This window comes from Christiangramia fulva (assembly GCF_003024155.1).
GTDB classification, from domain to species: domain Bacteria; phylum Bacteroidota; class Bacteroidia; order Flavobacteriales; family Flavobacteriaceae; genus Christiangramia; species Christiangramia fulva.
Window position 1 is genome coordinate 2,568,296 of record NZ_CP028136.1, and the last position, 24,089, is coordinate 2,592,384.

General features: G+C 39.4%; 23 protein-coding genes. 7 read left to right on the forward strand and 16 right to left on the reverse strand.

The features are described from left to right. Nucleotides 1-4: 4 nt before the first annotated feature. The 8 genes from C7S20_RS11445 to C7S20_RS11480 form a co-directional block, all read right to left on the reverse strand. Complete coding sequence (locus C7S20_RS11445; RefSeq protein ID WP_107012589.1) at nucleotides 5-1,063, reverse strand: nucleoid-associated protein; 1,059 nt, start codon at nucleotides 1,061-1,063, stop codon at nucleotides 5-7. A 101-nt stretch (nucleotides 1,064-1,164) separates the two neighbouring features. Beyond that, nucleotides 1,165-1,674 carry an IS1096 element passenger TnpR family protein gene (locus C7S20_RS11450; RefSeq protein ID WP_107012590.1) on the reverse strand — a complete coding sequence of 170 codons (510 nt, stop codon included), beginning with the start codon at nucleotides 1,672-1,674 and terminating at the stop codon, nucleotides 1,165-1,167. 52 nt (nucleotides 1,675-1,726) lie between these two features. Then, nucleotides 1,727-2,740 (reverse strand): COX15/CtaA family protein, encoded by a 1,014-nt coding sequence (locus C7S20_RS11455; RefSeq protein ID WP_107012591.1) that lies wholly within the window; start codon nucleotides 2,738-2,740, stop codon nucleotides 1,727-1,729. A gap of 49 nt (nucleotides 2,741-2,789) precedes the next feature. Beyond that, a complete protein-coding gene (locus tag C7S20_RS11460) occupies nucleotides 2,790-4,226 on the reverse strand; it encodes a CCA tRNA nucleotidyltransferase (protein WP_107012592.1) in 1,437 nt (478 codons plus the stop codon). Nucleotides 4,227-4,228: 2 nt separating this feature from the next. Beyond that, nucleotides 4,229-4,798, reverse strand: coding sequence for an L-threonylcarbamoyladenylate synthase (locus tag C7S20_RS11465; protein WP_107012593.1), 570 nt, complete (start codon nucleotides 4,796-4,798; stop codon nucleotides 4,229-4,231). Then, nucleotides 4,785-5,894 (reverse strand): glycosyltransferase family 4 protein, encoded by a 1,110-nt coding sequence (locus C7S20_RS11470; protein WP_227008999.1) that lies wholly within the window; start codon nucleotides 5,892-5,894, stop codon nucleotides 4,785-4,787. The genes C7S20_RS11465 and C7S20_RS11470 overlap by 14 nt, the downstream gene beginning before the upstream one ends. Before the next feature lie 10 nt (nucleotides 5,895-5,904). Then, nucleotides 5,905-6,816: a glycosyltransferase family protein gene (locus tag C7S20_RS11475; protein ID WP_107012594.1), complete on the reverse strand. Its 912-nt coding sequence runs from the start codon at nucleotides 6,814-6,816 to the stop codon at nucleotides 5,905-5,907. A gap of 31 nt (nucleotides 6,817-6,847) precedes the next feature. After that, a complete protein-coding gene (locus C7S20_RS11480) occupies nucleotides 6,848-7,777 on the reverse strand; it encodes a glycosyltransferase (protein ID WP_107012595.1) in 930 nt (309 codons plus the stop codon). Between the two features lie 182 nt (nucleotides 7,778-7,959). On the opposite strand from C7S20_RS11480, the gene C7S20_RS11485 reads away from it, so the two are divergent. Further along, nucleotides 7,960-8,718 (forward strand): lipopolysaccharide kinase InaA family protein, encoded by a 759-nt coding sequence (locus tag C7S20_RS11485; RefSeq protein ID WP_107012596.1) that lies wholly within the window; start codon nucleotides 7,960-7,962, stop codon nucleotides 8,716-8,718. 3 nt (nucleotides 8,719-8,721) lie between these two features. Here the strand turns inward: C7S20_RS11485 and C7S20_RS11490 are convergent, their stop codons facing one another. Beyond that, on the reverse strand, nucleotides 8,722-9,783 hold the full coding sequence (locus C7S20_RS11490) for a glycosyltransferase family 9 protein (protein WP_107012597.1): 1,062 nt from the start codon (nucleotides 9,781-9,783) through the stop codon (nucleotides 8,722-8,724). A gap of 42 nt (nucleotides 9,784-9,825) precedes the next feature. Next, the gene (locus C7S20_RS11495) at nucleotides 9,826-10,641 is read right to left on the reverse strand and encodes a 2,3,4,5-tetrahydropyridine-2,6-dicarboxylate N-succinyltransferase (protein ID WP_107012598.1); all 816 of its coding nucleotides are present in this window, start codon (nucleotides 10,639-10,641) and stop codon (nucleotides 9,826-9,828) included. 85 nt (nucleotides 10,642-10,726) lie between these two features. Between C7S20_RS11495 and ruvX the strand changes: the two genes are divergently transcribed. From ruvX to C7S20_RS11515, 4 genes are read left to right on the forward strand one after another with little or no spacing between them, the layout of a single operon-like run. Continuing rightward, nucleotides 10,727-11,134: a Holliday junction resolvase RuvX gene (gene ruvX / locus C7S20_RS11500; protein WP_107012599.1), complete on the forward strand. Its 408-nt coding sequence runs from the start codon at nucleotides 10,727-10,729 to the stop codon at nucleotides 11,132-11,134. 31 nt (nucleotides 11,135-11,165) lie between these two features. Continuing rightward, entirely contained in the window at nucleotides 11,166-11,525 is a 360-nt protein-coding gene (locus tag C7S20_RS11505) for a four helix bundle protein (protein ID WP_107012600.1), read from the forward strand. Between the two features lie 29 nt (nucleotides 11,526-11,554). Further along, nucleotides 11,555-12,148, forward strand: coding sequence for a peptide deformylase (gene def, locus C7S20_RS11510; RefSeq protein ID WP_107012601.1), 594 nt, complete (start codon nucleotides 11,555-11,557; stop codon nucleotides 12,146-12,148). Nucleotides 12,149-12,199: 51 nt separating this feature from the next. Beyond that, nucleotides 12,200-12,637, forward strand: a complete 438-nt coding sequence (locus C7S20_RS11515) for a DUF5606 family protein (RefSeq protein WP_107012602.1) — start codon at nucleotides 12,200-12,202, stop codon at nucleotides 12,635-12,637. Between the two features lie 75 nt (nucleotides 12,638-12,712). Here C7S20_RS11515 and C7S20_RS11520 read toward each other — a convergent pair whose 3' ends face one another. Beyond that, complete coding sequence (locus C7S20_RS11520) at nucleotides 12,713-15,178, reverse strand: DUF5686 and carboxypeptidase regulatory-like domain-containing protein (protein WP_107012603.1); 2,466 nt, start codon at nucleotides 15,176-15,178, stop codon at nucleotides 12,713-12,715. A 46-nt stretch (nucleotides 15,179-15,224) separates the two neighbouring features. After that, complete coding sequence (smpB, locus tag C7S20_RS11525) at nucleotides 15,225-15,680, reverse strand: SsrA-binding protein SmpB (RefSeq protein WP_107012604.1); 456 nt, start codon at nucleotides 15,678-15,680, stop codon at nucleotides 15,225-15,227. A 109-nt stretch (nucleotides 15,681-15,789) separates the two neighbouring features. On the opposite strand from smpB, the gene C7S20_RS11530 reads away from it, so the two are divergent. Next, complete coding sequence (locus C7S20_RS11530; RefSeq protein ID WP_107012605.1) at nucleotides 15,790-16,536, forward strand: DUF6503 family protein; 747 nt, start codon at nucleotides 15,790-15,792, stop codon at nucleotides 16,534-16,536. Here C7S20_RS11530 and C7S20_RS11535 read toward each other — a convergent pair. The 3 genes from C7S20_RS11535 to C7S20_RS11545 all read right to left on the reverse strand — a co-directional run bounded on the left by C7S20_RS11535 (nucleotide 16,533) and on the right by C7S20_RS11545 (nucleotide 20,970). Continuing rightward, the gene (locus tag C7S20_RS11535; protein ID WP_107012606.1) at nucleotides 16,533-17,054 is read right to left on the reverse strand and encodes a histidine phosphatase family protein; all 522 of its coding nucleotides are present in this window, start codon (nucleotides 17,052-17,054) and stop codon (nucleotides 16,533-16,535) included. The genes C7S20_RS11530 and C7S20_RS11535 overlap by 4 nt on opposite strands. Nucleotides 17,055-17,304: 250 nt before the next feature. Beyond that, a complete protein-coding gene (locus tag C7S20_RS11540; protein ID WP_107012607.1) occupies nucleotides 17,305-19,485 on the reverse strand; it encodes a carbohydrate binding family 9 domain-containing protein in 2,181 nt (726 codons plus the stop codon). A gap of 387 nt (nucleotides 19,486-19,872) precedes the next feature. After that, a complete protein-coding gene (locus C7S20_RS11545; RefSeq protein ID WP_107012608.1) occupies nucleotides 19,873-20,970 on the reverse strand; it encodes an esterase-like activity of phytase family protein in 1,098 nt (365 codons plus the stop codon). A 118-nt stretch (nucleotides 20,971-21,088) separates the two neighbouring features. Here C7S20_RS11545 and C7S20_RS11550 point away from each other — a divergent pair, with 118 nt between their 5' ends. Then, nucleotides 21,089-21,274, forward strand: a complete 186-nt coding sequence (locus tag C7S20_RS11550) for a CsbD family protein (protein WP_107012609.1) — start codon at nucleotides 21,089-21,091, stop codon at nucleotides 21,272-21,274. Between the two features lie 60 nt (nucleotides 21,275-21,334). Here the strand turns inward: C7S20_RS11550 and clpB are convergent, their stop codons facing one another. Then, nucleotides 21,335-23,941, reverse strand: a complete 2,607-nt coding sequence (gene clpB, locus C7S20_RS11555; protein ID WP_107012610.1) for an ATP-dependent chaperone ClpB — start codon at nucleotides 23,939-23,941, stop codon at nucleotides 21,335-21,337. Between the last annotated feature and the right edge of the window lie 148 nt (nucleotides 23,942-24,089).

Genomic DNA, 24,089 nt, shown 5'->3' on the forward strand with positions numbered 1-24,089 from the left:
CCATTTATTTCTTTTCCTCTTTATTGAAATAAACAAGGTAATAATACATCTGTTTTTCTTCGTCCCAGCCTTTTTCCACGAATTTTTCAGCCGACTCGGGATTTACAAAATCCATTTTTATTTGGATATGAGTGTCCAGGGTGATCACGTTTTTGATCTTTTTCCTCGCATCGGTTACGGCTTTATTTGAAATAGGAAAGGTACTGAGATCTTCAACTTTGTATTTTGGAGCCTTTTCGGTTTTATAATTTTGAAATTCAGGGATCAGTGCGGGATTATCAATCACCGAATTCATGAAATTACTTTCCTCAAAATCATCATTTTTAGCAAAATAATCCATGCTCCGGTTCATGAACATCACCTCCTGTTTTTTGTCTTCGGCAGGTAAAACAACGTCTTTCGCGAAATTTTTACAGAAATTCAGGTAATTCTTCGTGAAGTAGTTTTCATCAGCTAAAACATCCACTCCCAGGAAATTCTCCAGCCAGTATTTCGTGTCATATTTATTTGAATCCACACTCATGATCTTGTAACCTTCCGCACGGTTTTTATTAAAAATAAGTGCTCCTTTATCGAGTTTATTCAGGTTTACTCCCTGCTCAACGATCATCTCAAGATTGCTTCCTTTTTGCTCAAACTGAAGGAAATCATGTTTTAATTCAGATTTAAAGATTCCGATAGCCGAAACTTTTTCATTATCGATCTGCATATTTTCAAAATATACCACGTAAACCTCCCCGCTTTTAATATGCGGATGGCTGGACTGCTCATATAAAAGAGTGGCAATTTTCTTGGAATATTCATGTGTATTCAAATGATCATCAAAGATCGAATTTGACAAATTATAAAGCTCATTGAATTCCAGATCGGTTTCATGATCAAAACGATAATAAGATTCTTCTTTTTCGCGGAATGGCTTCAGAAAATATTCCTTGATAAGTGGTTTGATCTCATCATTTAAATGATAGGTCGATGCCGAAAGAAAGATATTTTCACCACGGCTTTTATTGCCAACGCGGTGAATAGAAAGGGATTCAATTTGAGCGTTATAAAGGTTGATCATTATTTATAGGAAATGTGTAAAAAGAGTTAATGAGTAAAAGAGTTAATAGGGAAATGGTTAAAATGTATGATGAAATTTTGATCTTCTATGCAGGAAGGGAATTAATTCCATTCATCGTCATAAGAAAAATCATCAAAGTTATCGTCGTCAAAAACATCATCGCCATTAAGACCCTGGTTTTCATCTTCCCCAATGAATTCCTTATCGGGTGCATTATCAGGGATCTGACCATGAACGAACATTAAATTGGGGTAATCCCGGCCTTCTTCCACTTCAGCTATTTGTGCAAGTTCGACTAAAAAAGTCCACATTTTCAGGAAATCGTAGACATAGATGAGTTTTGTCTGGTCTTCAGAAAGAACGCTGTCAAGAGTAGTTTCGTTCATCAGTTTTATGGAGGTGTCATTCCCGCTCATGTCAAACTGATGGATCTCTTCGCCCTGGTTCCAGTTTTCATCACTGATGTAAAAGGAAGCCATTTCGGTTCCGTCGAAACCGAAAGACTGAACGATCACATTATGCAAATCTTCCAGGGTGCTTTCCTGAAGCATTTCAATATCCCTAAAAACATCTTCTTGCGCATCGAGAATCACTCTGAATCTGTAAACCATACCTCTTAAAATTTTGGATTACAAAGATAAAATTTTAGTCGGGAAAAATAAGTTATTTACTAAATCTGTGCAGCGTAAAAGTCATTCCTGTTAATAACAAAAATGCGCCTGCCTGGTGAAGTACTCCCAGCCAGATGGGTACTGCGTAGATAAGCGTGAGAACTCCCAGGGTAAATTGTACAAATACCATTACCAGTAAAAAATTCACTCCGTTTTTCTGCGGATTCGTAAGCTCAAGGTTCTTTGCCCTGTACCAAATGTAGGCTATAACTATCACCACGATATAGGCCAGGTATCGATGAATGAACTGAACCCCACTTTTACCTTCGATAAAATTTCTCCAAATCGGTGATTTTTCGGTATAAACGGTTTCATGAATGAGTTTTCCTTCTGCCATCATGGGCCAGAAATTATGGATAAAACCGGCATCGAGTCCGGCGACAAAAGCACCCCAGATGATCTGCAACAACAAAACCCCGAGCCCGAATCTCACCAGGTTTCTGAAGCTTTTATCAATGTGTTTTCTTTGCGGATAAAGAATGTCAAGAGCCACCCAAAGGGTATAGGCAAAAGTTATAAAAGCGGTGGTCAGGTGGGCGGCGAGGCGGTAATGGCTCACCCAAGGCATATCCACAAGTCCGCTTTTTACCATATACCAGCCTAAAAATCCCTGGAAGGCGCCCAGCGCCAATAATATCAGGGCTTTTTTGATCGTAGATTTGGAAAGTTGCTTCCTGATTAGGAAATAAATGAACGGAATTAAAAATACAATCCCGATCAGCCTTCCAATGACCCGGTGGATCCATTCCCAGAAATAAATAGATTTGAAATCTTCAAGATTAAAGTGGTAATGCAATTTCTGGTATTCGGGATATTGCTTGTAAAGCTCAAAGGCTTCTTCCCATTCCTGCTGATTGAGCGGCGGAATGGTACCGCTAATAAGTTTATAATTTGAAATTGAAAGGCCGGAGTTGGTTAAACGGGTAATTCCACCTACAATTACCATTAGAAAAATCAGTAAACATCCGGTCAGCAGCCAGTAAACTACTTTTTTGTTGTCTTTCATTGAAGTAAAATTAAGTATGCAAAACTCATTGATTTGGTTGGTGGTTGATTTATGTTTGGTTTTGAACTTTTAAGCCCAGGTCTTCTCCCTTTTTCAGCATAAAATCCCGGGCTGGTTGATATTCATTGGGAATATCCCCTTCAAGAATGGCCTCTTTTATGGCATCTTTGATAAGCCCGACTTCCCGGCTTGGTTTTATATTGAAAGTTTCCATGATCTCTTCACCACTAACCGGAGGTTGAAAATTGCGAACATGATCGCGTTCTTCCACTTCCTGTATTTTCTCGCGTACGACCTGGAAATTATTGTGATATTTTCTGTAGCGTTTCGGATTTTTGGTGGTGATATCTGCCTCACAAAGCGTCATCAGCTCTTCAATATTATCACCCGCATCAAAAATCAATCTTCGTACAGCCGAATCGGTTACATTATCATCAACTATTGCGATAGGGCGGGAACTCAGCAGCACCATTTTTTGTACGAATTTCATCTTTTCGTTTAATGGAAGCCGCAGTCTTTTAAATAATTTGAAGACCATTTTCGCACCTACGAATTCATGCCCGTGAAAGGTCCAGCCAATTTTTTTATGAAACTTTTTTGTTGGAGCTTTACCGATATCATGAAGCAAAGCGGCCCAGCGAAGCCATAGGTCATCGGTATTTTCTGAAATATTATCGACTACTTCAAGTGTATGCCAGAAATTGTCTTTATGGGTTTGCCCTTCCACTTCATCTATTCCCTGAAGGGCGGTTAATTCAGGAAGGATCTTTTCCAGCAGGCCGGTTTTATAAAGCAAAGCAAAACCTTTGGAAGGTTTATCGCTTAGAAGAATTTTATTCAACTCATCAACGATCCTTTCTTTCGAAATGATCCTGATCCGTTCTTTATTGCGACTAATTGACTTCAGCGATTCCTCTTCAATAATGAAATTGAGCTGGGTGGCGAATCGAATGGCACGATACATCCGCAGGGGATCATCTGAGTAGGTGAGATCTGGATCCAGCGGAGTGCGAATGATCTTTTTCTTAAGATCCTCGTAACCATTGAAGGGATCAAGCAGTTCACCAAAACCGTCACTATTCAGTTTCAGGGCCAGGGCATTTATGGTGAAATCTCTTCGGTTCTGGTCGTCTTGAAGCGTGCCGTCTTCCACAATGGGTTTCCGGCTGTGCTGGCGATAACTTTCTTTTCTGGCTCCAACGAACTCGATCTCTTTATCATCAGCTTTTAACATCGCCGTACCAAAATTTTTAAAAACCTTTACAGGAGTTTTTTTCGGGAGTTTATCAGCTACTTTTTTAGCAAGTTGAATTCCGCTTCCCACGGCAACAATGTCGATATCGGTAGGATCGCCGCGCTCGAGAATATGGTCGCGAACAAAGCCGCCAATCACGTAGGCATCGACCGAAAGTTCATCGGCTGCTTCCGAAATTATTCTGAAAATATTATGATGTAATGCTTTGCTGTAATTGTGGTGTTTCGGCATCTTTACTTGCGTATCACTTTCACCTGGCCATCATTGCTCAATTTGATGATCGACGAGGGTTTTGACGATTTTTTTGAACGCTGCAAATTTACTACATAGTCCACTTCTTTTAAAATTTGCGGACTTATTTGATCAAAAGATTCCGGAGTAGGTTCTCCACTGATGTTCGCCGAGGTGGAAACCAAAGGCCTTCTCATTTTTTTTATTAGTTCTGAGCAAAAAGCGTCGCGAACCACACGAATTCCTAATGAATCGTCTTCCCCAACCAGGTTATCTGCGATTCGGATTGGTTTATCATAGATTATCGTGGTTGGTTTTTTGGCATATTTCAGAATATCATAGGCCATTTCAGGAACTTCCTCGACATATTGTTCCAGCATTTTAAAGTTCGAAACGAGCGTAATCAGCGCTTTTGATTCTTCCCGTTTTTTTATTTCGTAGATCCTGTCTATCGCGTCGGCATTGGTCGCATCGCAGCCAATTCCCCATACCGTATCGGTAGGGTAGAGAATCACTCCTCCTTTTTTAATGACATCCAAACAGTTTTGAACTTCCTGATCAAACTTTTCCATTGATTACTTTTTTATATTCGGCCAGTGTATTTTCGGCCATTTTCCGGCTGGTAAAATTATTCAGAAATATTTTATGCGATCTTTCCGAAAATTTTTTCCCAAGCTCCGGATTTTCCTGCAAAGCTATCAATTTATCGGCTAATTGTTCCGAATTAAACGGTTCAGTTAGAAATCCGTTTTCGCCGTCTTTGATAATTTCCGGAATTCCACCCACAGCGGTACTAACCACCGGGGTTTTATAAAAGAAACTTTCAAAGATAAACTGGGGAAGGCCTTCGCTTTGGGAAGTCAGCAGTGAAATATCAAATTGAGGGATAAGTGCAGAGGCTTCTTCGACAAATCCCAGCATTGAAATTGAAGCTTCCAGACCTTTACTTTTTATTTCCTCTTGTAGATTTTCTGTTCTAGAAGTAAAAGATCCTATTTGCACAAAATGGAAATTTTCATATTTCCTGATATTGATAATTTCAGCGATTGTTGCTACCCATGTTTCCAGGTTTTTTGCCCTTATATGATTGGCAATGGTTCCGACGATGATTTTATCTTCTGAAATATTTAATTTTTTTCGAAGATCAAACGGCGGGTCAGTATTTTTTATACGTGATCCATGATAAACCCTAACGAGTTTAGAATGATCTTTAATGCTCTCCGAAGCGATTTTTCTGGTAGTTTCAGAAACACAGAGAATCTTTTTGAGGTTAGGATGGTTGTATTTATACAGGGTCTGTTTTCTGTTTTTTATAGGAAAAGAAGTCTTTTTGCTGAAAACAAAAGGCGGAAGTTTTGCCAGTTTTGTGGCAATAATGCACAAAGTTAATGCTGCGGAGCCATGGATATGGATAAGATCAATTTTTTTCTCTTTAACGATCGAAATTATTTTTCTAAGAAAACGAGGATCTAAATTAAAAGATAAAGGAGCTGAGTCAAATTCGAGGTCTTTCTTAGAAAGATACTTCTCAAAATCTGAATTTTTTATGCACAGAATAAAAGTTTTAACTTCCTTATCGAGCTCATTTAATTCTAGGCATAGATTTTCCAGCTGTTTTTGGCCGCCTCCAACTTTTTTACCACTGGAAACCTGGAGAATGTTCATCATTAAAAATAGTTTAAAAATCCAGGTACTCTTTTACTTTTTGATAAAAAGAATCATTCAGTTCTCTGCATTCTTCAAGTACTCCTGTATAAGAAGTAGCTTTATTTACCTCCGCGATACAATTTTCAAAATCTGAAAATACCGGTTTATATTTAAAATCAAAGAATTTAGAAGAATTGGGGATAACAGCGACCTTCCTGCCAAGGAGCATCGACCAATACATTGCATGATAACTGTCTGTAATGATCTTCTCTTTACTGCCAATAAATGCTACAATCTTTTCCACTTCGGCTGTATTGGAAATGGATGGATAAGCTGAAAATTTCCCCAAAACAGCTTTATTTTTCATTGTTTTTTTATGAAATATAATCCCAATTTCATCTTCAATTTCATAGGAGTCGTCAAAAACTACATGTTTACAGCTTACGCAGGGCACATAGTCTCCAGGCATTGAATAATCCCTGGTGCCAACGAGTCCAAATTTCTTAATATCAATATTGTAAGAACTCATATTATTGAAGTCCTTTTTTTTCTTGGAATTATGGCCAACGCCCCATAGTACTATTTTTTTATTGTCACTGGCCAATTTTTCGAAGGTCTGCAACTGGCGTTTAAAACTTTTTCTATTTAAAAGTCCTCCACCACCGACAATAATCGAGTTTGCTGCAATTTTTTTAACCCATTTGTATCGCTCATTTTTTGAAGAAGACTTATATCCATAAATATCCAGAATATTTTCTATCCCTTCATAATAATGGAAAGGTGCTGAAAAAAAATCCCCGGCATTGTTTTTATCGATTCTATAGATATTAAGTATTTTCTTATGATTTTGCTTTTTATCAAGAAGCATATTTAAAGAAGAATCCTTGTATTCAGATCTTATGGGAGAGGTAAGAATTCTTTTAAAAAATTTAAGTACTTCCATTCATTTTAAAATATAAGTTCAAAGTTATTTGTCATCTTATGATAACCTGCTTCTGTTTCAATGAATCCGATAAATGCGCGCCACGCCATAAAACTTTAAAAAGAGGGAAATATTTGGGTTTGACAAGGCAGGTAAAGAAATACCTGATAATCATATAAGTGAGTAGTACTTTGTAAGCAAGAAATCCGAAATGCTTCCTAATATAATATAACAATGAAATTTTCAGTTCTTTTTTGATGGCAATATTCTTCTCTATACTGGCACTTTTGTAATGAATGTATGTCAGATACGGATATAAATAGGTTAGTTTTCCCTTTTGTTTTAAAAGTCGTCGGCAAAGATCAGATTCTTCATAGTAAAGAAAAAGATTTGTATCAAAACCGCCAACATCATTAAAATCCTGAGCATCAACAAATAAAAACGAACCCTGTACATAATCCACACGAGTTGGATTATCATAGAATTTTTTCCGATTTAGATATTTTTTCGGAAAAAAAGTCTCCAGAAACGACCTTTTTAAAATTTCCCGCTGTAAAGTTGAAAAATGGTCTATGGTCACCCGAAAATTTCCTTCTTCATCTAGCATTTGTGGGGAACAAACAGCAATTTCAGCATTATTATCCATGAATTGAGCAAGTTCCTCCAGGGTGTTTTTTGCGGTGATCAATGTATCATTATTGATAAAGGCATAATAACGGCTAGGAGAAGCTTCCTGTACCCCCAGCATATTTCCGGCACCAAAACCTATATTGATTTTACTTCCAATATGTTTAATAGGAAGGCCCTTTAGACTTTTCAGGTCCCGATCAAGCTTTTGGAAATCTTCCTGTCGGGATGCATTATCAATTACAATGATCTCGCATTTAAAATCGGGATCATGATTTTCAATAATAGATTTTACACAATCGAATGTAAATCCGGAGGTATTATAATTTATGATGATACAGCTAACATCCAGCATATTACAGTACTTTCAGGGCAGGATAATGACCTACAGAGAGCCCTGTTTTGTATTTAAAACTGAATTTTTTGAGCATAAATAACAAGTTTTAAATGTTTGTAAAGATATGAGAAAATAAGAAAGCTGTTTCAAATCCGGCTTCCGGCTTATACAAAAAACGCTGAATATTGTAGTTTTGTAGTATGAAAACAGTATTCGCAAAAGAATATGAAAAATACCGGGGAGAAATTCTTTCTCTCATCGCCAACTTTGACAAAGAAGGTGATAGACTTGAAGTGCCGGCAAGGAATACCATCAAGATTTTTAAAATTGATGGGAGAGAGTTCAATATAAAATCTTTTAAGATCCCGAATGCGATCAATAAAGTAGCTTACCGCTTTTTTCGAAAATCAAAGGCCGAGCGATCTTTTTACTACGCGGGAGTTCTGCAGAAAAAGGGGATCGGAACCCCAGATCCGGTGGCTTTTGCTGAGGAAACTTCGGCTCTTGCTTTTGGAAAGAGTTTTTATGTAAGCCGCCATCTGCCTTATGATCTAACTTATCGCGAACTGGTGATTGACGAAAATTATCCCGAACATGAGAAAATTCTACGCGCCTTTACCCGATTTACCTTCGAGATGCATGAAAAAAATATTCTTTTCCTGGATCATTCGCCGGGAAACACGCTTATCCAGGTAAATAATGGCGACTATAAATTTTTTCTAGTCGATCTAAACCGAATGGTTTTCAAACCTTTGAATGAAACAGAGCGTATCAAAAATTTCTGCCGGTTAACTCCTCACAAGAAAATGGTCAGAATTATGGCCGAAGAGTATGCCAGCTTGATTAAGGAATCACCGGAATATGTTTTCGAAAAAATGTGGTTTTTTACCGATCAGTTTCAGAAATCTTTTCATCAAAAACAGCGACTCAAAAAGCGACTGAAATTTTGGAAGAAGTAACTTTTAACTGAATTTTTGTAGAAATTCTTTCAACTCATCTTCGAATAATTCAGGTTTCAGAAGCAGGTAGAGATTTTTAGATTCTTTCCGCAGTGCTTTTTTATCCTTGTCTTCCAGAATCTCCTTAAAATAATCTTCAAGATGAACACTGGAATTTTTTTCCGATTTCTCATAAAGTCCCCATTCTTTCCTTGGTGTCTGGGGCGCGAAAATAGAAAATGTGGGAATATCCAGTGCTTTTGCCATATTCACCGCGCCTCCTTCGTTGCCTAACAGTGCATCACATTGGGAGCAAATAGCGATAAATTCCCTAAGATTTTTTCCTACAATATCAGCTCGAATATCTTTGCGAGTGGCTGTTTTGCAAAGTTCCAAAATTTCGTCAACCTCTTTTTTCTGACTCGGGATGTAATTAAGCAATAAAGTAGGTTCTGCTTCTTCTACAATATAATCCAACAGGTAAGCCATATATTTACCCGGATACGTTTTTTCCGGTCCGCTGCCCAGAATGCTTATCATAAACAACCGTTTGGAACGGTCGATTTCAGCATTCTTTAAAAGATCTTTAGCCCATATTTTTTCTTCATCCCTTAAAAATATCCGGGGTTTAATCTCCTTTGGAAAATCATCTCCCATAGGCGTCAAAAGCTGAAGCCGGTTTTCTATGGCGAGTCCGGCAATTGTTTCCGTGTCTTTTTTATAAGGGAAGGTATGTGTATAGGCATTCCGGGTATACCATTTTCGGTACGAACTTCTGATTTTCGCACTGCTTTGAAGTGTAATAAACGCCGAATTGATCTTTGAATACACATCTATTACCGCATCATATTTTTCTTTTTTAACCTCTTTCGCCAGTTTTTGAAGGCCCGCCAGCGATTTATGTTCAGAAGGTTTAAAAAGGATAAGCCTGTCAATATTAGGATTATTCTCTATTACGGGTTTGGTATGTTCATAAATCAGGTAATCCAGCCGGGCATTGGGATATTTTTCCCGTAAGGCCTTAAATAAGATTGAGGATGTAAGCACATCCCCAATCATTTTCAGCTGAATCACTAATATTTTCATTCCAATTTCCAATTAACCTCTCCCTGGGGAGATAGGTGTGGATTAAACCGCCACATTATATTCTCTCAGCGCATCGTTGAGAGAAGTCTTTTTGTTGGTGCTTTCCTTCCTTTTCCCGATGATCAATGCGCATGGCACCTGGTAATCTCCGGCAGGAAATTTTTTAGTATAGCTTCCGGGAATCACCACCGATCGCGAAGGTACAAGACCTTTAAATTCTTTTGGCTCATCACCGGTAACATCAATAATTTTTGTAGAACCTGTAAGCACCACATTTGCTCCCAGCACGGCCTCTTTCTCCACACGCACGCCTTCAACTACAATACTTCTTGAACCTAAAAATGCATTATCTTCTATGATCACGGGTGCTGCCTGAAGTGGTTCGAGTACCCCTCCAATTCCAACGCCGCCGCTTAAATGTACATTTTTGCCAATTTGGGCACAACTTCCAACTGTGGCCCAGGTATCAACCATGGTTCCTTCATCTACATAAGCACCAATATTCACATAACTTGGCATCATGATCACGCCTGAAGAAATATAGGCGCCATGTCTGGCCACCGCATTGGGCACGACCCTGATTCCTTTTTCCTTATAGCCTCGTTTTAATGGTATTTTATCATGATATTCGAAAATTCCGGCTTCAAGGGTTTCCATTTTCTGAATAGGGAAGTATAAAACCACTCCTTTTTTTACCCATTCGTTTACCTGCCATCCTCCCTCTGTCGGTTCGGCAACCCTTAATTCTCCTTTATCCAGTAGTTCGATCACCTGTCGAATCGCATCGGTAGTTTCCTTATCTTTTAACAATTCCCGGTTCTCCCAGGCCGCTTCAATTTTTGCTTTTAACTGCTCCATTTTCGATTTTTTTTCAAAGATAACAGTCTCTTTCAATATTTATGGACAAACCAATATAAACCTTACCTTTGCTTAAATTTTTGAAATGGCGAGGATTTTAGCGCTGGATTACGGAAAAAAACGAACAGGAATCGCGGTTACTGACGAGCTACAACTTATTGCCTCGGGTCTTACCACGGTTCAAACTCCTGATCTTATCAATTTCCTTTCAGAATATTTCAAAAAAGAAAAGGTGGAACGGGTTTTGGTGGGAGAACCTAAGAGAATGGACCATTCACCCTCTGAAAGTGAAGTTTATATTCAGGAATTCCTGAAGAAATTTTCTGAAAAATTTCCTGATATGCCGCTGGAACGGGTGGATGAGCGTTTTACCAGTAAAATGGCCGTTCAGAGTATGATCGATAGCGGACTCAAAAAGAAGAAGCGTCGGGACAAAGCTTTGGTAGATGAGATCAGCGCGACCATCATCCTGCAAACCTGGCTCTATGAGTAAGGATTAAGGTTGAAGGTTTAATGATTAACAAATGGAGAGAAATCTAAAAGTTCGTACAAACGATTTTGCTCATAAATGTGTGAAACTTTCTCTTTCTTTACCTCCTAACACGCTGGGAAATCATATCCGGCAGCAGTTAATCAGGTGTTCAACTTCGGTTGCATCAAATTACAGAGCGGCGAACCTGGGACAAACAAAACGTTCTTTTATTGCTAAAATTAGCATCGTTATAGAAGAAGCAGATGAATGCATATTTTGGATAGAATTTCTTTTAAAAGAAAATTTATTTTCCGCAGATGCATGTTCAGATATTTTAAAAGAAGCAAAAGAGCTGACTTCAATTTTTGTAGCCTCCAGGAAAACAGCGGAAGGCTCTGAAAATCGAAATTAGACCTTAAACAATAAACATTAAACATTACAATGATTTTACCAATTGTAGCATACGGTGATCCTGTACTGAAAAAAAAGGCGAAAGCGATTGAAAAGGATTATCCGAAACTTGAAGAATTAATAAACAACATGTGGGATACGATGTATAATGCTTACGGAGTGGGCCTCGCTGCACCGCAGGTCGGGCTGCCTATTCGCATGTTTATAATAGATCCTGAACCATTTTCTGAAGATGAAGAACTGGACGAAAAAGAGCGGGAAGAATTAAAGAATATGAGGAAGGTCTTCATCAATCCGCAAATAATTACTGAAGAAGGCGAAGAATGGGCCTTTGGCGAAGGCTGCCTGAGTATTCCAGAAATTCGCGAAGATGTCTTCAGAAAACCGGAGATCAAAATTGAATATCTTGATGAGAACTGGGAAAAACATACCGATACTTTTTCCGGCCTGGCAGCAAGGGTTATTCAGCATGAGTACGATCATATCGAGGGGATTTTGTTTACCGATAAGATTTCGAGCTTGAAAAAGAGGCTGATAAAAAGCAAACTCGCCAATATTTCCAAAGGAAAAATTAAGGTAGACTACAAAATGCGCTTTCCGAATTTGAAAAAAGGCCGCATATAACTTTGATAATTTCTTCCGGCATTTGATATTTGCCAACCTAAATAAAAAACTATGGGATTAGATAAAATTCTTGCTATTTCAGGAAAACCGGGATTGTATGAACTTACCGCACAAACGCGTGGCGGATTCGTTGCCAAATCTTTGCTGGACGGCAAAAAGATCGCGGTGAATATGCGTCATAACGTGAGTATCCTGAGCGAGATCGCTATTTATACATATACCGAAGAAGTGCCGCTTGGTGAGGTGATGCAGAAGATAAAGGAAAAAGAAGACGGGGGAGAAGCCATAAGCCACAAATCTTCAAAAAATGAACTGGAAGCCTATTTTTCTGAAATTTTGCCTGATTATGATGAAGACAGGGTGTATGCCAGCGATATGAAAAAGATCGTGCAGTGGTACAATATTCTTATTGAAAATGGGATCACCGATTTTTCCAAGGCTGAAAAAGAAGATAAAAACAAAGACGCGAAAAACGACGAGGAAGAGTAGAACTTATTCCACTGAAAATATTAAAGGCTGAAAATTGAAATTTTCAGCCTTTTTTTCATTCAGTTTGACTAGAATTTAAAATTTAAGTCCGAATATCAAGGCGCCTTGATGATACCCGTCGAATTCTGAAATTACATAGTCAAGCCGCAGAAATCGATATTTTCCAAAACCGATATTATCAATACCAACAGAATATTCCGAATATGGAGCACGGCCCTGTGTTGTTAATCGATGAGCGCCAATGATGAAGTTATAATTGAGCTTATTGATCAGCGGAAGTTTTCCGAGTATCCATCCCTGAAAATCATGCTCGGCATGAAACTCCACATAATTATGATTGGTGCTGAAATCGTAGTAAGGCATCAAATTGAATTTTCCCACATAACTTCCAAAAGCGATTCGAGTTTGATTTGCATTAAAATCCTGGTAATCTACCAGGCTGATTCCTTCAGCATTTGAAAATATTCCGCCGTTAATCAGGTAGCGAAAAGTTCCTTTATTGCCCACGGCTATTTCCTGCCTCAGCTTAGCATTGAATTGACCATATTCGAATTTTGAATCGCTGGCGGCGAAACCTTTTTCCCAGGAAAGTTCGATTTTCGGAAACTTATTTTCGTAAGAATTGTATTTCCCATCCGGATAGCTCATGTAATCCTGAGCAAAGGTGATCTCTGCAGAAAAATTGAATTTAAAAAGCCGGTGATCCTCAAAGGGGATACTGCTAAAATTATTGGGCTGCAGCGGATTATTGGAAGTATAACTCACGTCTTCCCGATCGATAAATATATGATCTGAATGATTCACCAGCGCCTGACGCTTTTCCCAGGCCAGACCTCCAAATAATTGCACACCATTTATCACCTCCTGGCTGTAACCAATACTGGCATAATCTTTTTCATAAAGCTTCATATAATTTCGCTCGAAAAGAATGGTCGCGGCATCATTGAGAATTGGAGAAATAGGTTCCTTGTTATTGATCTGCTCGATCGCGGTTCCGCCTTCAATTCTCAGGTAAGGCCTGGAAAAATTGTTGAATTTCTTTAAAAATCCACCATGAATGCGGAAGCGCTCTTCGCTTAGGCCGTAATTCAGATTCGTGTATAACCGCCAGAAGTTCTGCTGATTTTCTCCTTTTCGCTGGGTATAATTGAGTTCCAGATTCCCGTTCCAGCCCTGTACCGTATTGAAATGAATGCCGGAAACTGGTGCGCTAATACTGAAATTCCTGTGATTCCAGGAATCGGAATAATCATAGCCGAAAAGCACATCGCTAAGTTTGAATTTATTTTGAACTGCATCTACCGAATCTTTATAGCTTTTCGAATTTCTGATTTCCTGAATGCTGTCTTTCCTAACATAATCTTCAATTTCCTCGGAAGTGAGCGGCACCGGCCTCATTTCCTTCCAATACAGCGAATCTTTTTTATTGGCCGCATTTGCAAAACTCAAAATCTCCCTTCCGAAGCTGTTTTTATTAAAACCGGGAGTAAAATCGTAATTGCTGTAAACGGCGGTGAACCTTCCGTCTCCCCCAAAACCAAAAATCTTAAAACTGAAATCCACGCTTTGCGAGATCTGTATGTACCGGTCAATCTTTTCGGAATATTTATAATTCTGCCTGAAGACGAGCTCTTCGATGGGTGGTACCTGAACGGCTTTTCCCGTGGTGGTCAATTCCACACCATAGATCTGCCATAGATCTTCAACGATATAAATATATCCTGAAAAAATCCGGTCGTTATCTCTTTTTGGGATCACTTTGATTTTATTGATGAGGTTGCCGCGATCATCATAAAAGGTTCCTTCCAGCTTGTAGCGGTAATAATTGAAAGCGTAATCGGCGATGGGAGAGACCAGTTCACTGTTGATCTCAAGAGTATTTTCATAAAATGAAAAATAGGCTTCCTGTGCCGAGTTCAGGCTGAATCCATTATCATCGCCGCTCACTTTGGAAGCGATGATCTTTTCCTTGAAATCATCAGGCTTCTGAAAGGCGATCTTTGAAATGGTCTCGCTTAAATAAACAATTCCGCTTCGTGTAGAATCTAATCCGCCGCCAAGATCTCCAACTTCCTGGCCAAGGATCTTTACGGGAGCATTTTTGATACGCCAGAGTCCGCGGGAGTAGAAATCGGCCGTAAAAGATTCCAGTTTCGCCGCATTTTTCTTTCGGTTTTCTACGGCTTTTCGCATGATCGCTATAGCCGGATTTTCTCCCGAATTGATCGTGACTTCATCCAGGGAGGTGCTTTCTGTGGCAAGGCGAACATCAATTTGCTGAGGTTTCCCCGTGTAATCAATAGTTTTTCGCTGCGTCTTATAGCCCAGGAACTGGTAAATAAGCGTGTATTTTCCCGGTGCCGGGATCTTTAATTCATAATAGCCCTCGTCATTGGTTGTAGTTCCAAATTGGCCATTTTCAGTATAGATATTCACATAGGGAAGCGAATTTCCCTGTTGATCTTTTACCGTTCCTGAAATTTGTGCATGAACCTGAAGGGCCGCGAAAATAAAAATACAACACAAAAGCTTTTTGATCATAAGCCGGTCTTTCGGTTTACGGAATAACGAAAGAGTCTTCAAAGAATTATCTGTATTCTTTTTGAATACGATCCAAACGACGCTTGCTTTCGCGATCTTTGATGGTTTCCCGCTTGTCGTAAAGCTTTTTACCTTTAGCCAGAGCAATTTCAACTTTCGCAAGGCCGCGGTCATTGATAAAAAGCCTTAGCGGAATAATGGTAAGGCCCGAATTTGTCACTTCTTTCTCAAGTTTTCGCAATTCGCGCTTCTGCAGCAGCAGCTTTCTTTCGCTTTTGGGATCGTGGTTGAAGTGGCTGGCATGAGAATATTCCTCAACATGCATATTGATCACGTAAAGCTCATGATCCTGGAATTCGCAGAAACTCTCGGCTATACTGGCCTTTCCTTCACGAATTGCCTTGATCTCGGTACCGGCAAGTTTGATGCCCGCCGTATATTTATCAAGAAATTCATAATTGAACTTGGCTTTACGGTTCTTTATGTTGATTTTATTCTTCATACACCCACAAAAATACAAGCTTTCAAAGAATATCATACTAAAGGGAAATTAAAATTCTTAAAAGCGGCTTCCTTTCTAATTATGTATCTTTGGGTGTTAAAATTCAATAATGAAATACCTACAGATCCTACTCATCTTAATGATTTTTATTTCTTGTGAAAAAAGCAATGAAACAGCACAGGAGATCGTGGATAAGGCCATTGAAAATGCCGGAGGAGAGAAGTATGAAAATGCCGAAATCAGTTTTGATTTTAGAAATATAAGCTACCGAAGCAGCCGGAAAGCTGGAAAATTCAGGTTAGAAAGGTTTCAGAAAGATACTTTACTTGGAGAAATACACGATGTTCTCGACAATAAGGGATTTGCAAGATATCTTGGGGAAAGTAAAATTGAACTTCCCGATTCGCTGGTGCAGGCTTATACCAATTCGGTAAATTCTGTTCATTATTTCATGGAATTACCTTACGGATTAAATGATCCCGCCGTGAACAAAAAGCTTATTGGAAAGGACAGTATTGAAGGCCGGGAATATTATGAGATCAGAGTAACTTTTGATAAACAGGGCGGAGGTGAGGATCACCAGGACGAATATCTTTACTGGATAGACACGCAAAATTTTGGTGTGGATTATCTCGCCTATAATTACGAAACCGAAGGTGGTGGGGTGCGATTTCGGAAAGCTATTAACCCGCGCAGGATCGAGGGAATACGATTTGTGGATTATCAAAATTATGGGTACAACGATATAAATGTTGAGCTTTCAAAACTCGACAACCTTTATGAAGCAGGGCAGCTTTTTAAAGTTTCTGATATACGCAATAAAAATATCGAAGTGAACCTGAATCCGGATTTCTAATTGATATACAGAACTTTGCTTGTTTGGGTGCCATCTTCAAAAATCTCCACGATAAATAAAGCACCAAATTCCGTTTCGTCCAGATCCTGATATTTTTTATTTTTTAGGATCGCGTTGGCGAGTTTAGGAGTAGTATTACTATGTCCCACTACCAGAACGGTTTTTCCATTTGTCGCTTTCTGAAAATCATCGCTGTAGAGATTTTTCGGGTCGTATAATTTCACCTCCAGGTTCTGAGCTTTGGCGGTAGGTGTAGCCGTTTTGATCGTCCTTATGAAATCCGTACTATAAACGGCATCAAAATCAACATCCTTAAAAACCTTCGCCCAATTTTCTGCTCTTTTGAGGCCTTTTTCGGTCAAATCGGGATTTCCTGTCATAACATTTCCATTTTTTTCCGCATGCCGGATGAGATAGTAAGTAGTCACAGTACCGGGTGTGGGTTTAATAGCGTCTTTCTGCGGATTTGTAAAAAGACTGAGGACAATAGAGCTGAATAAAATTAAGATGCTATTCATAATTAATGTTTTTTATACGACTGATTTACCAATATAAGTTACACGGAAATTAGTAAAGGTTTGTTATTTCCAGAAGAATAAATTGGTTGAGTTATTTTGATAAGTATTAAATTTAGAATTTGAGATCAACAGCAAAGTATTGTTTCTGTCATGTAATTTGGGACCATACGTGTTCTTCGTATTTTCTATTATTTCTTATACAAGAAAAAAATCTTCATAAAAGATTTGACTTATCGATTGCAGTACAAAATTATAAATTCCACCAATAGGTGAGTTTAAGTAACAATGCTCTGTTTTGCACCTGAATTGGGTAAGGAATGTAATTATCGGTATAAACAAGGAATAAATCTGATGCCGGACTAAAGCGCCATTGAAAGCGACCATTTAGATTGAGGTTGTCCATTTGCTCATTATACTGGGCAAAGGCCGTAAAGAATACCTTATTGGTCAGAGTCACATCCAGGCGTGGACCAACCAGCCAGAACTTGGTGTCTCCCCATGGCTCCGGTAGTTCCAGAGCGTTATAGGTGGCGTTAAGAGAGATTTCCACATACGGCTGAAACCTATACCCCATTTCGGCAGCGTAATTAGTCATCGCTCCATCTGCATAATATCCACCTGTACTGTATGATAACGCATATGTGAAAAGGCTCTGAGGTTTAGAATTAAATTTTGCACCCCAACGGTACCACTGATGTCGAGTACCGGCAGCCAGTTCAACACCACTAAAATTAGTAGGATCAAAGGCTTGTTGCAGCTGCACATAATTATTCTCTGCCCATAGCCTAAAAACGCTTTGGCTATGAAACCGCAGCATATACTCAAACAATGTAAGATATTCGGTATTCTTCCAGTGCTTGTTAAAGAATATTGAAGTGCTTAACTGGGGGCCATGGTTTAGGATATATTTGTTCTTTCCAAAAAAAAGATAGCCAATACTAGGATTGATCTTGTAGTAACCGGTGCGCGGGATATAACCGACTTCAGCCTGGTAATTTTCCGATATATACTCATGTCTCCAGTTAAAGTTAAGATGGCCACTGGTATATTGTAAATTGGCGGCGTGAATTAAATTTTGTTGTGATTCATGGGGGCTAAAAGACTTTAAAATCATGGCTTTGCCAGTCCAGACATTATTGGCGGAAGCAAGGTTATATTCCAGTCCCAGGTTTCTGTTGAATTGGTTGTAGGTCGGGTAGTCTGATGGGGGATCAGGGGAGTAGTTTAGCAATTCTTTATTCACGAAAATTGCTCGGATGTTGGAACGGGAGAATACACGTCTCTGTATTCCTATAACGCTGAAGTTCTGAGCTGGAAGCCCGATATCATTTACTTTTCCCGTTTGCATACTCATGGCATTAATCCTCCAGTCCTCACTAATGTTCCCGCTAAGACGGGCACCAAAATCAATAGGAGCGTTAAGACCTATTCGTCGTGAGAAGAAGGGCCTGATATTTTCATACCCGAAACCGGCCACTATATCTGCATTTTCCAGGAAGAATTGTCTGCGTTCCGGAAAAAATAGTTCAAACCGATCCAAATTTGTCACCTGGCGATCGACCTCTACCTGGGAAAAATCCGGGTTTATTGTCAGATCCAGGTTTAAGGAAGAGCCTAACCCAATTTTGGCGTCCAGACCAGCTTCACTTCGCTTCTTTACCCCGTCCTGGGTATTAAAATCCTTGCTTCCTCCAGCCAGTACATAGGGAATTAAAGATATATTTGGCCCAGTGGATGGTGGGGGTTCGTCCCAGACCAGGGTGCCTGTATAGGCTAAGGAGGCTGAGGGAAACTGCCGGGGCACAGGAGCCCAGCTGGATTTTTCAGCAGTCTTTAAATCATTTCTGCCAAAATTAATCCCCCATTCTTTAATTCCTTTTTTATATCGTATACTTTTAAAGGGTATGGCTGCTTCAAAAGTCCATTTATCCTCATAATTTTTTACAACTGAAGTCCATTTGTTGTCCCAGCTCAGGTCCACAGATCCGCCGTTATACATCAGGCCATCCCATTGAGCTCCTGCTGCATTGGCTCCAAAGGAAAAACCATTGGTTTGATCATCGAATGGATCCATAAACAGGAGAAAGTTATCGTTTTTGGAAAAGGAGAAATCTCTTCTTAATGATTCTACTATATAGGGACCTGGGATACCGTGGTGATTGGTCACAAATAGATAAAGGTTTTCTTGATCATAGGTCATTCTTACCTCAGTGAGGACCTCGGCATAACTGGTATCCGTAGGGAGAATCATATAAAAATCATCAGCGACTTCTGCCTTTGACCACGCCTTATCATCCATTATTCCGTCAACTTTTACTGGTGTTGCGGTTTTTTTTATGTGTAGGCGATAGGCGCTATTAACTTTTTGCCCGAAAAGTCCAGGTGAGGCTATAAGAAAGAGGAAAATAAAAGGTTGTAAATATTTAAGCATTTCACGATAATTAGGAAAAGGTATAATTAAAAAATTACATAATGTTTTAATTCTTTTAATTTTTTTTTAAAAATAAGGATATAAAAATAAAAACTTAATGGATATCTTTTTGAGGGGTAAATCTTAATTCTTTTTTTATAGACATTCTCCCCGTTCGGGGGAGCTTTTCAGGGCCATCATTAAGTTAGGCTTGATTGGAATGACGTCGGATTAGAGGAAAATAGTAGAGCCATCATAGATAAATTGCTTCGCATTGGGGGCATCAAAGCAAAACCAACAACTCACGGGATTATTTAGTAAATGTAGAATCCTGAAATACCTTCGGGGAAAGGAAGGAAGAAAAATAAAAGTAATTTAGATTTAATAAACAGCGCCTGGGGGTGAAGTTTACTTTTGGTATTCAATTTCAAAAAGTATGAATTGGGTAATCTGATGCCCAAAACCACTGAAGTTATCATCTGATACAAAAAGCAAGGATTGTTTACCGTTTGATAAAACAGGCCCGAAGCACATTCCCTCAATATTATCGATTATCCCATCGGTAAGTTGATCTCTGACAGATTTAAAATTAAATACCAGATGTTTTTCAGGCATCTCATATTTGTTCTTTTTTAAGCTCTCCATTTTCAAGGTATTGGTCGCTTCTGAAGCATCTATTTGGAAAATCTTTACCGTATTGCTGTGCGGGCCATAACCTGCAGAGTAGGCCCTTTCCAAAACCAGGAACTTATCAGGGGCATATTCCAGCAATTCTGTGACGCCATTTATCGCGAAAAAATTGATGGGTAATTTGGAAATTCCTTCTAACTTATAAGCGAACTGTTTCATGGGTTCACCCGTATTCTTGTCGTATTTGGTGATGCGAATGTGCGAATGCGTAGGATAAATTTTAGGTTTAGGGCCGTCCTTTTCCAGTGGCAATTCATCGGCCACCCAATAACCACGATTGTCATAACTTTCTGCCAGCCCTTCAAAAACTCCGTTATTCCTTGGCCGTTGTTCGCCTTTTGCGTCAAAATAAGAAGGAATTTCAAATTTTTCTTCTATTTCACCTTTATGGTTCAAAGTATAAACTCCAGGATCCTTGCCAGAGTCAATACTTCCTTCGCTGGTAATCACAAATTTATCGCGGAGCTGATCGTATTTTACCGATTCCAGGTCAAGCACCGCTGAAGAAAATTCTTTTCCCTTTTTAACCGTGATCATGCCGGTAATTTCTACGGAATCTATCTGTTTATCAGAAATTGGAATATCAGCTTCATAGATCCTCGGGTTGGAGCTCTGGTCGCAAACCAAATAATATTTGCCATTCTTTCGGTCTATCCCGGAAAGGCCTCCCACTTTTGTATTTTGAAAGGTAGTTTCGGCGGGAAGTACATATTCGTCTAAAAATTGAAGTTTTACCATAGAATTGTCAATTCTGTTGGTAACGGCACAACCGGTGATCAAAGGCAGTAAAAAGTATAGAAGTTTTCTGAAATTCATTGCAATTTATTGAATTTCAAAAATAACAAATGTTTAAGAGAATTATGTGAATTTCTTGGGAGCTGCCGTCTTTACTTATGAATATATTTAAAATAATAATTTCAAAAACCAATGTATTATGAATAATGATCAGTTAGAAGGAAAGTGGAAACAAATCAGAGGAGAGTTCAAACAGAAATATGGAAGGCTCACCGATGACGATGTTAAATTTTCGGAAGGAAAATTTGATGAAATGTTAGGTCGCATGCAGGAAAAGACCGGAAAATCAAAAGAAGAATTAAAAAAGGAAATAGACAAATGGTAAGATTCTAAGAAGAATTTTTTCATTAAAAAAGCGGCAGATTTTTCTGCCGCTTTTTTGCTTTTATTCCTGTTCCGCCAGGTGTTCCTGATTTCGGAAAACCAGTTCATCGTTAAATTCATCCAGCAGGATTATACTATCGGTTGTAACTTTTCCAGCCAGTATTTCTTTAGAAAGCTTGTTCAAAACTTCCCGCTGAACCACTCGTTTCACCGGTCTCGCTCCAAACTGTGGATCAAACCCCTTGGAAGCAAGATAACTAATAGCTTCCTCAGTCGCATCAAGCACGATATTCTGCTTGGCAAGCATTTTCTTCACAGCTTTCAGCTGCAGTTTTACAATCTGCCTGATGTCTTTTTGAGTCAGCGGACTAAACATCACGATATCGTCTATCCTGTTAAGGAATTCAGGACGTACACTTTGTTTCAGCAAATTCAAAACTTCCGATTTTGCCGATTCCATAGCCGTATCAAGGTCTTTGATATTTTCAAATTTCTCCTGAATGATCTGGCTACCCATATTCGAGGTCATGATAATGATGGTATTTTTGAAATCGGCTACACGACCTTTATTATCGGTTAGCCTTCCCTCATCGAGTACCTGCAATAAAATATTGAAGGTATCGGGGTGCGCTTTTTCGATCTCATCAAGGAGTACCACCGAATAGGGTTTTCTTCGTACCGCTTCTGTTAGCTGGCCTCCTTCATCATAACCAACATATCCGGGAGGCGCCCCTACCAGCCTACTTACCGAATGTCTTTCCTGGTATTCGCTCATGTCGATTCGGGTCATCGCCGATTCGTCATCGAACAGATATTCCGCTAGAGCCTTGGCAAGCTCGGTTTTACCAACACCGGTAGTACCAAGGAAGAGGAAGGAACCTATTGGTCTTTTCTGATCCTGTAATCCGGCGCGGCTTCGTCTTATTGCATCGCTCACCGCCATAATAGCCTCGTCCTGGCCAACCACTCTTTTATGAAGATCTTCCTCCAGTTTCAGCAATTTCTCGCGTTCGCTTTGCAGCATTTTGGTTACAGGAATACCGGTCCATTTTGCAACCACTTCAGCAATATCTTCGTAAGTGACTTCTTCCTGGATCAATGATTTACCATCCTGTTTTTCGGCTACCTGCTGCTGAAGTTTTTCCAGTTTTTCCTGAGATTCCTTGATCTTTCCATAGCGAATCTCGGCTACTTTTCCATAATCGCCTTCACGCTCGGCTTTTTCAGCTTCAAGTTTATAATTTTCAATATCCGATTTTAAATTCTGGATATTATCAACCACCTCTTTTTCACTCATCCAGCGGGCATGAAGATCATTGCGTTCTTCTTTCAAATTTGCCAGATCGGCTCTTAAGGCTTTTAATTTGGTTTCATCTTTTTCACGCTTGATCGCTTCGATCTCAATTTCCAGCTGCATGATCTTTCTGTCAAGAACGTCCAGTTCTTCAGGTTTAGAGTTGATCTCCATTCTTAATTTAGACGCTGCCTCGTCCATCAAATCAATAGCCTTATCAGGCAGGAACCTGTTGGTGATATAACGTTGTGAAAGCTCCACGGCTGCGATAATCGCCTCGTCTTTGATGCGCACCTTGTGGTGAGTTTCATATTTTTCCTTGATACCGCGAAGGATCGAAATCGCGCTCTCGGTATCAGGTTCTTCAACATTTACTTTCTGAAAACGGCGTTCCAGCGCTTTATCCTTTTCAAAATATTTCTGGTATTCGTCCAGGGTTGTGGCTCCTATTGCCCGGAGTTCTCCACGTGCCAGTGCTGGTTTCAGGATATTTGCGGCGTCCATGGCCCCCTGTCCGCCACCGGCGCCCACAAGGGTATGTATCTCGTCAATAAAAAGAACGATATTTCCATCGCTCGAAGTAACTTCTTTTATTACTGCTTTTAGTCTTTCTTCAAATTCACCTTTATATTTCGCACCCGCGATAAGGGCACCCATATCCAGTGAATAAATACGCTTGTCTTTCAGGTTTTCGGGAACGTCGCCATCAACGATACGATGGGCTAAACCTTCTGCAATCGCGGTTTTACCGGTCCCGGGTTCACCTACGAGCATCGGATTGTTCTTTGTTCTTCGTGAAAGGATCTGAAGAATTCTCCTTATTTCCTCATCGCGCCCAATTACAGGATCCAGTTTCCCTTCTTCCGCCAGTTTATTAAGATTTCGGGCATATTTCTCCAGGGAATTATAGGTTTCTTCAGCGCTTTGCGAGGTCACACGATCACCCTGCCTCAATTCTTCAATAGCAGCTTTCAAGCCTTTTTCGGTTGCTCCCTGGTCTTTCAGCATCTGGCCTACCTTGCCGGATGATTTAAAAATTGCCAGAATAAGATGCTCAATAGAAACATATTCATCATTCATCTTCTTGGCAATACTTGTAGCCTCGTTTACGGTTTTTCCGGCTTCCCGGGAAAGCATGATGTCACCTCCGCTAACCTTCGGAAAACTCTCCAGGCTTTTATCAAGAATCTGGTTGAATAGGTTCACGTTGATGTTCAGTTTTTTCAGCAGGAAAGGCGTCACATTCTCATCAACCATGGTGATGGCTTTCATGAGATGCTCGTTTTCAATTTGCTGATGGCCCATCTCCTGGGCAAGCTGCTGAGCCTGCTGGATGGCTTCCTGTGATTTTATGGTAAAGTTTTGAAAATTCATATGCTTCGTTTTTATTCCTGAAAGTCAATTAATATACCATTAGAGAAAGAAGACAAAATGGCTGTTTTTATTGAAAAATAACCGACAAAAAGGCAGTTTTAGTGCTTTTTATTAAAATTTTATCGATCTCAATTCTCTATTAAATTTA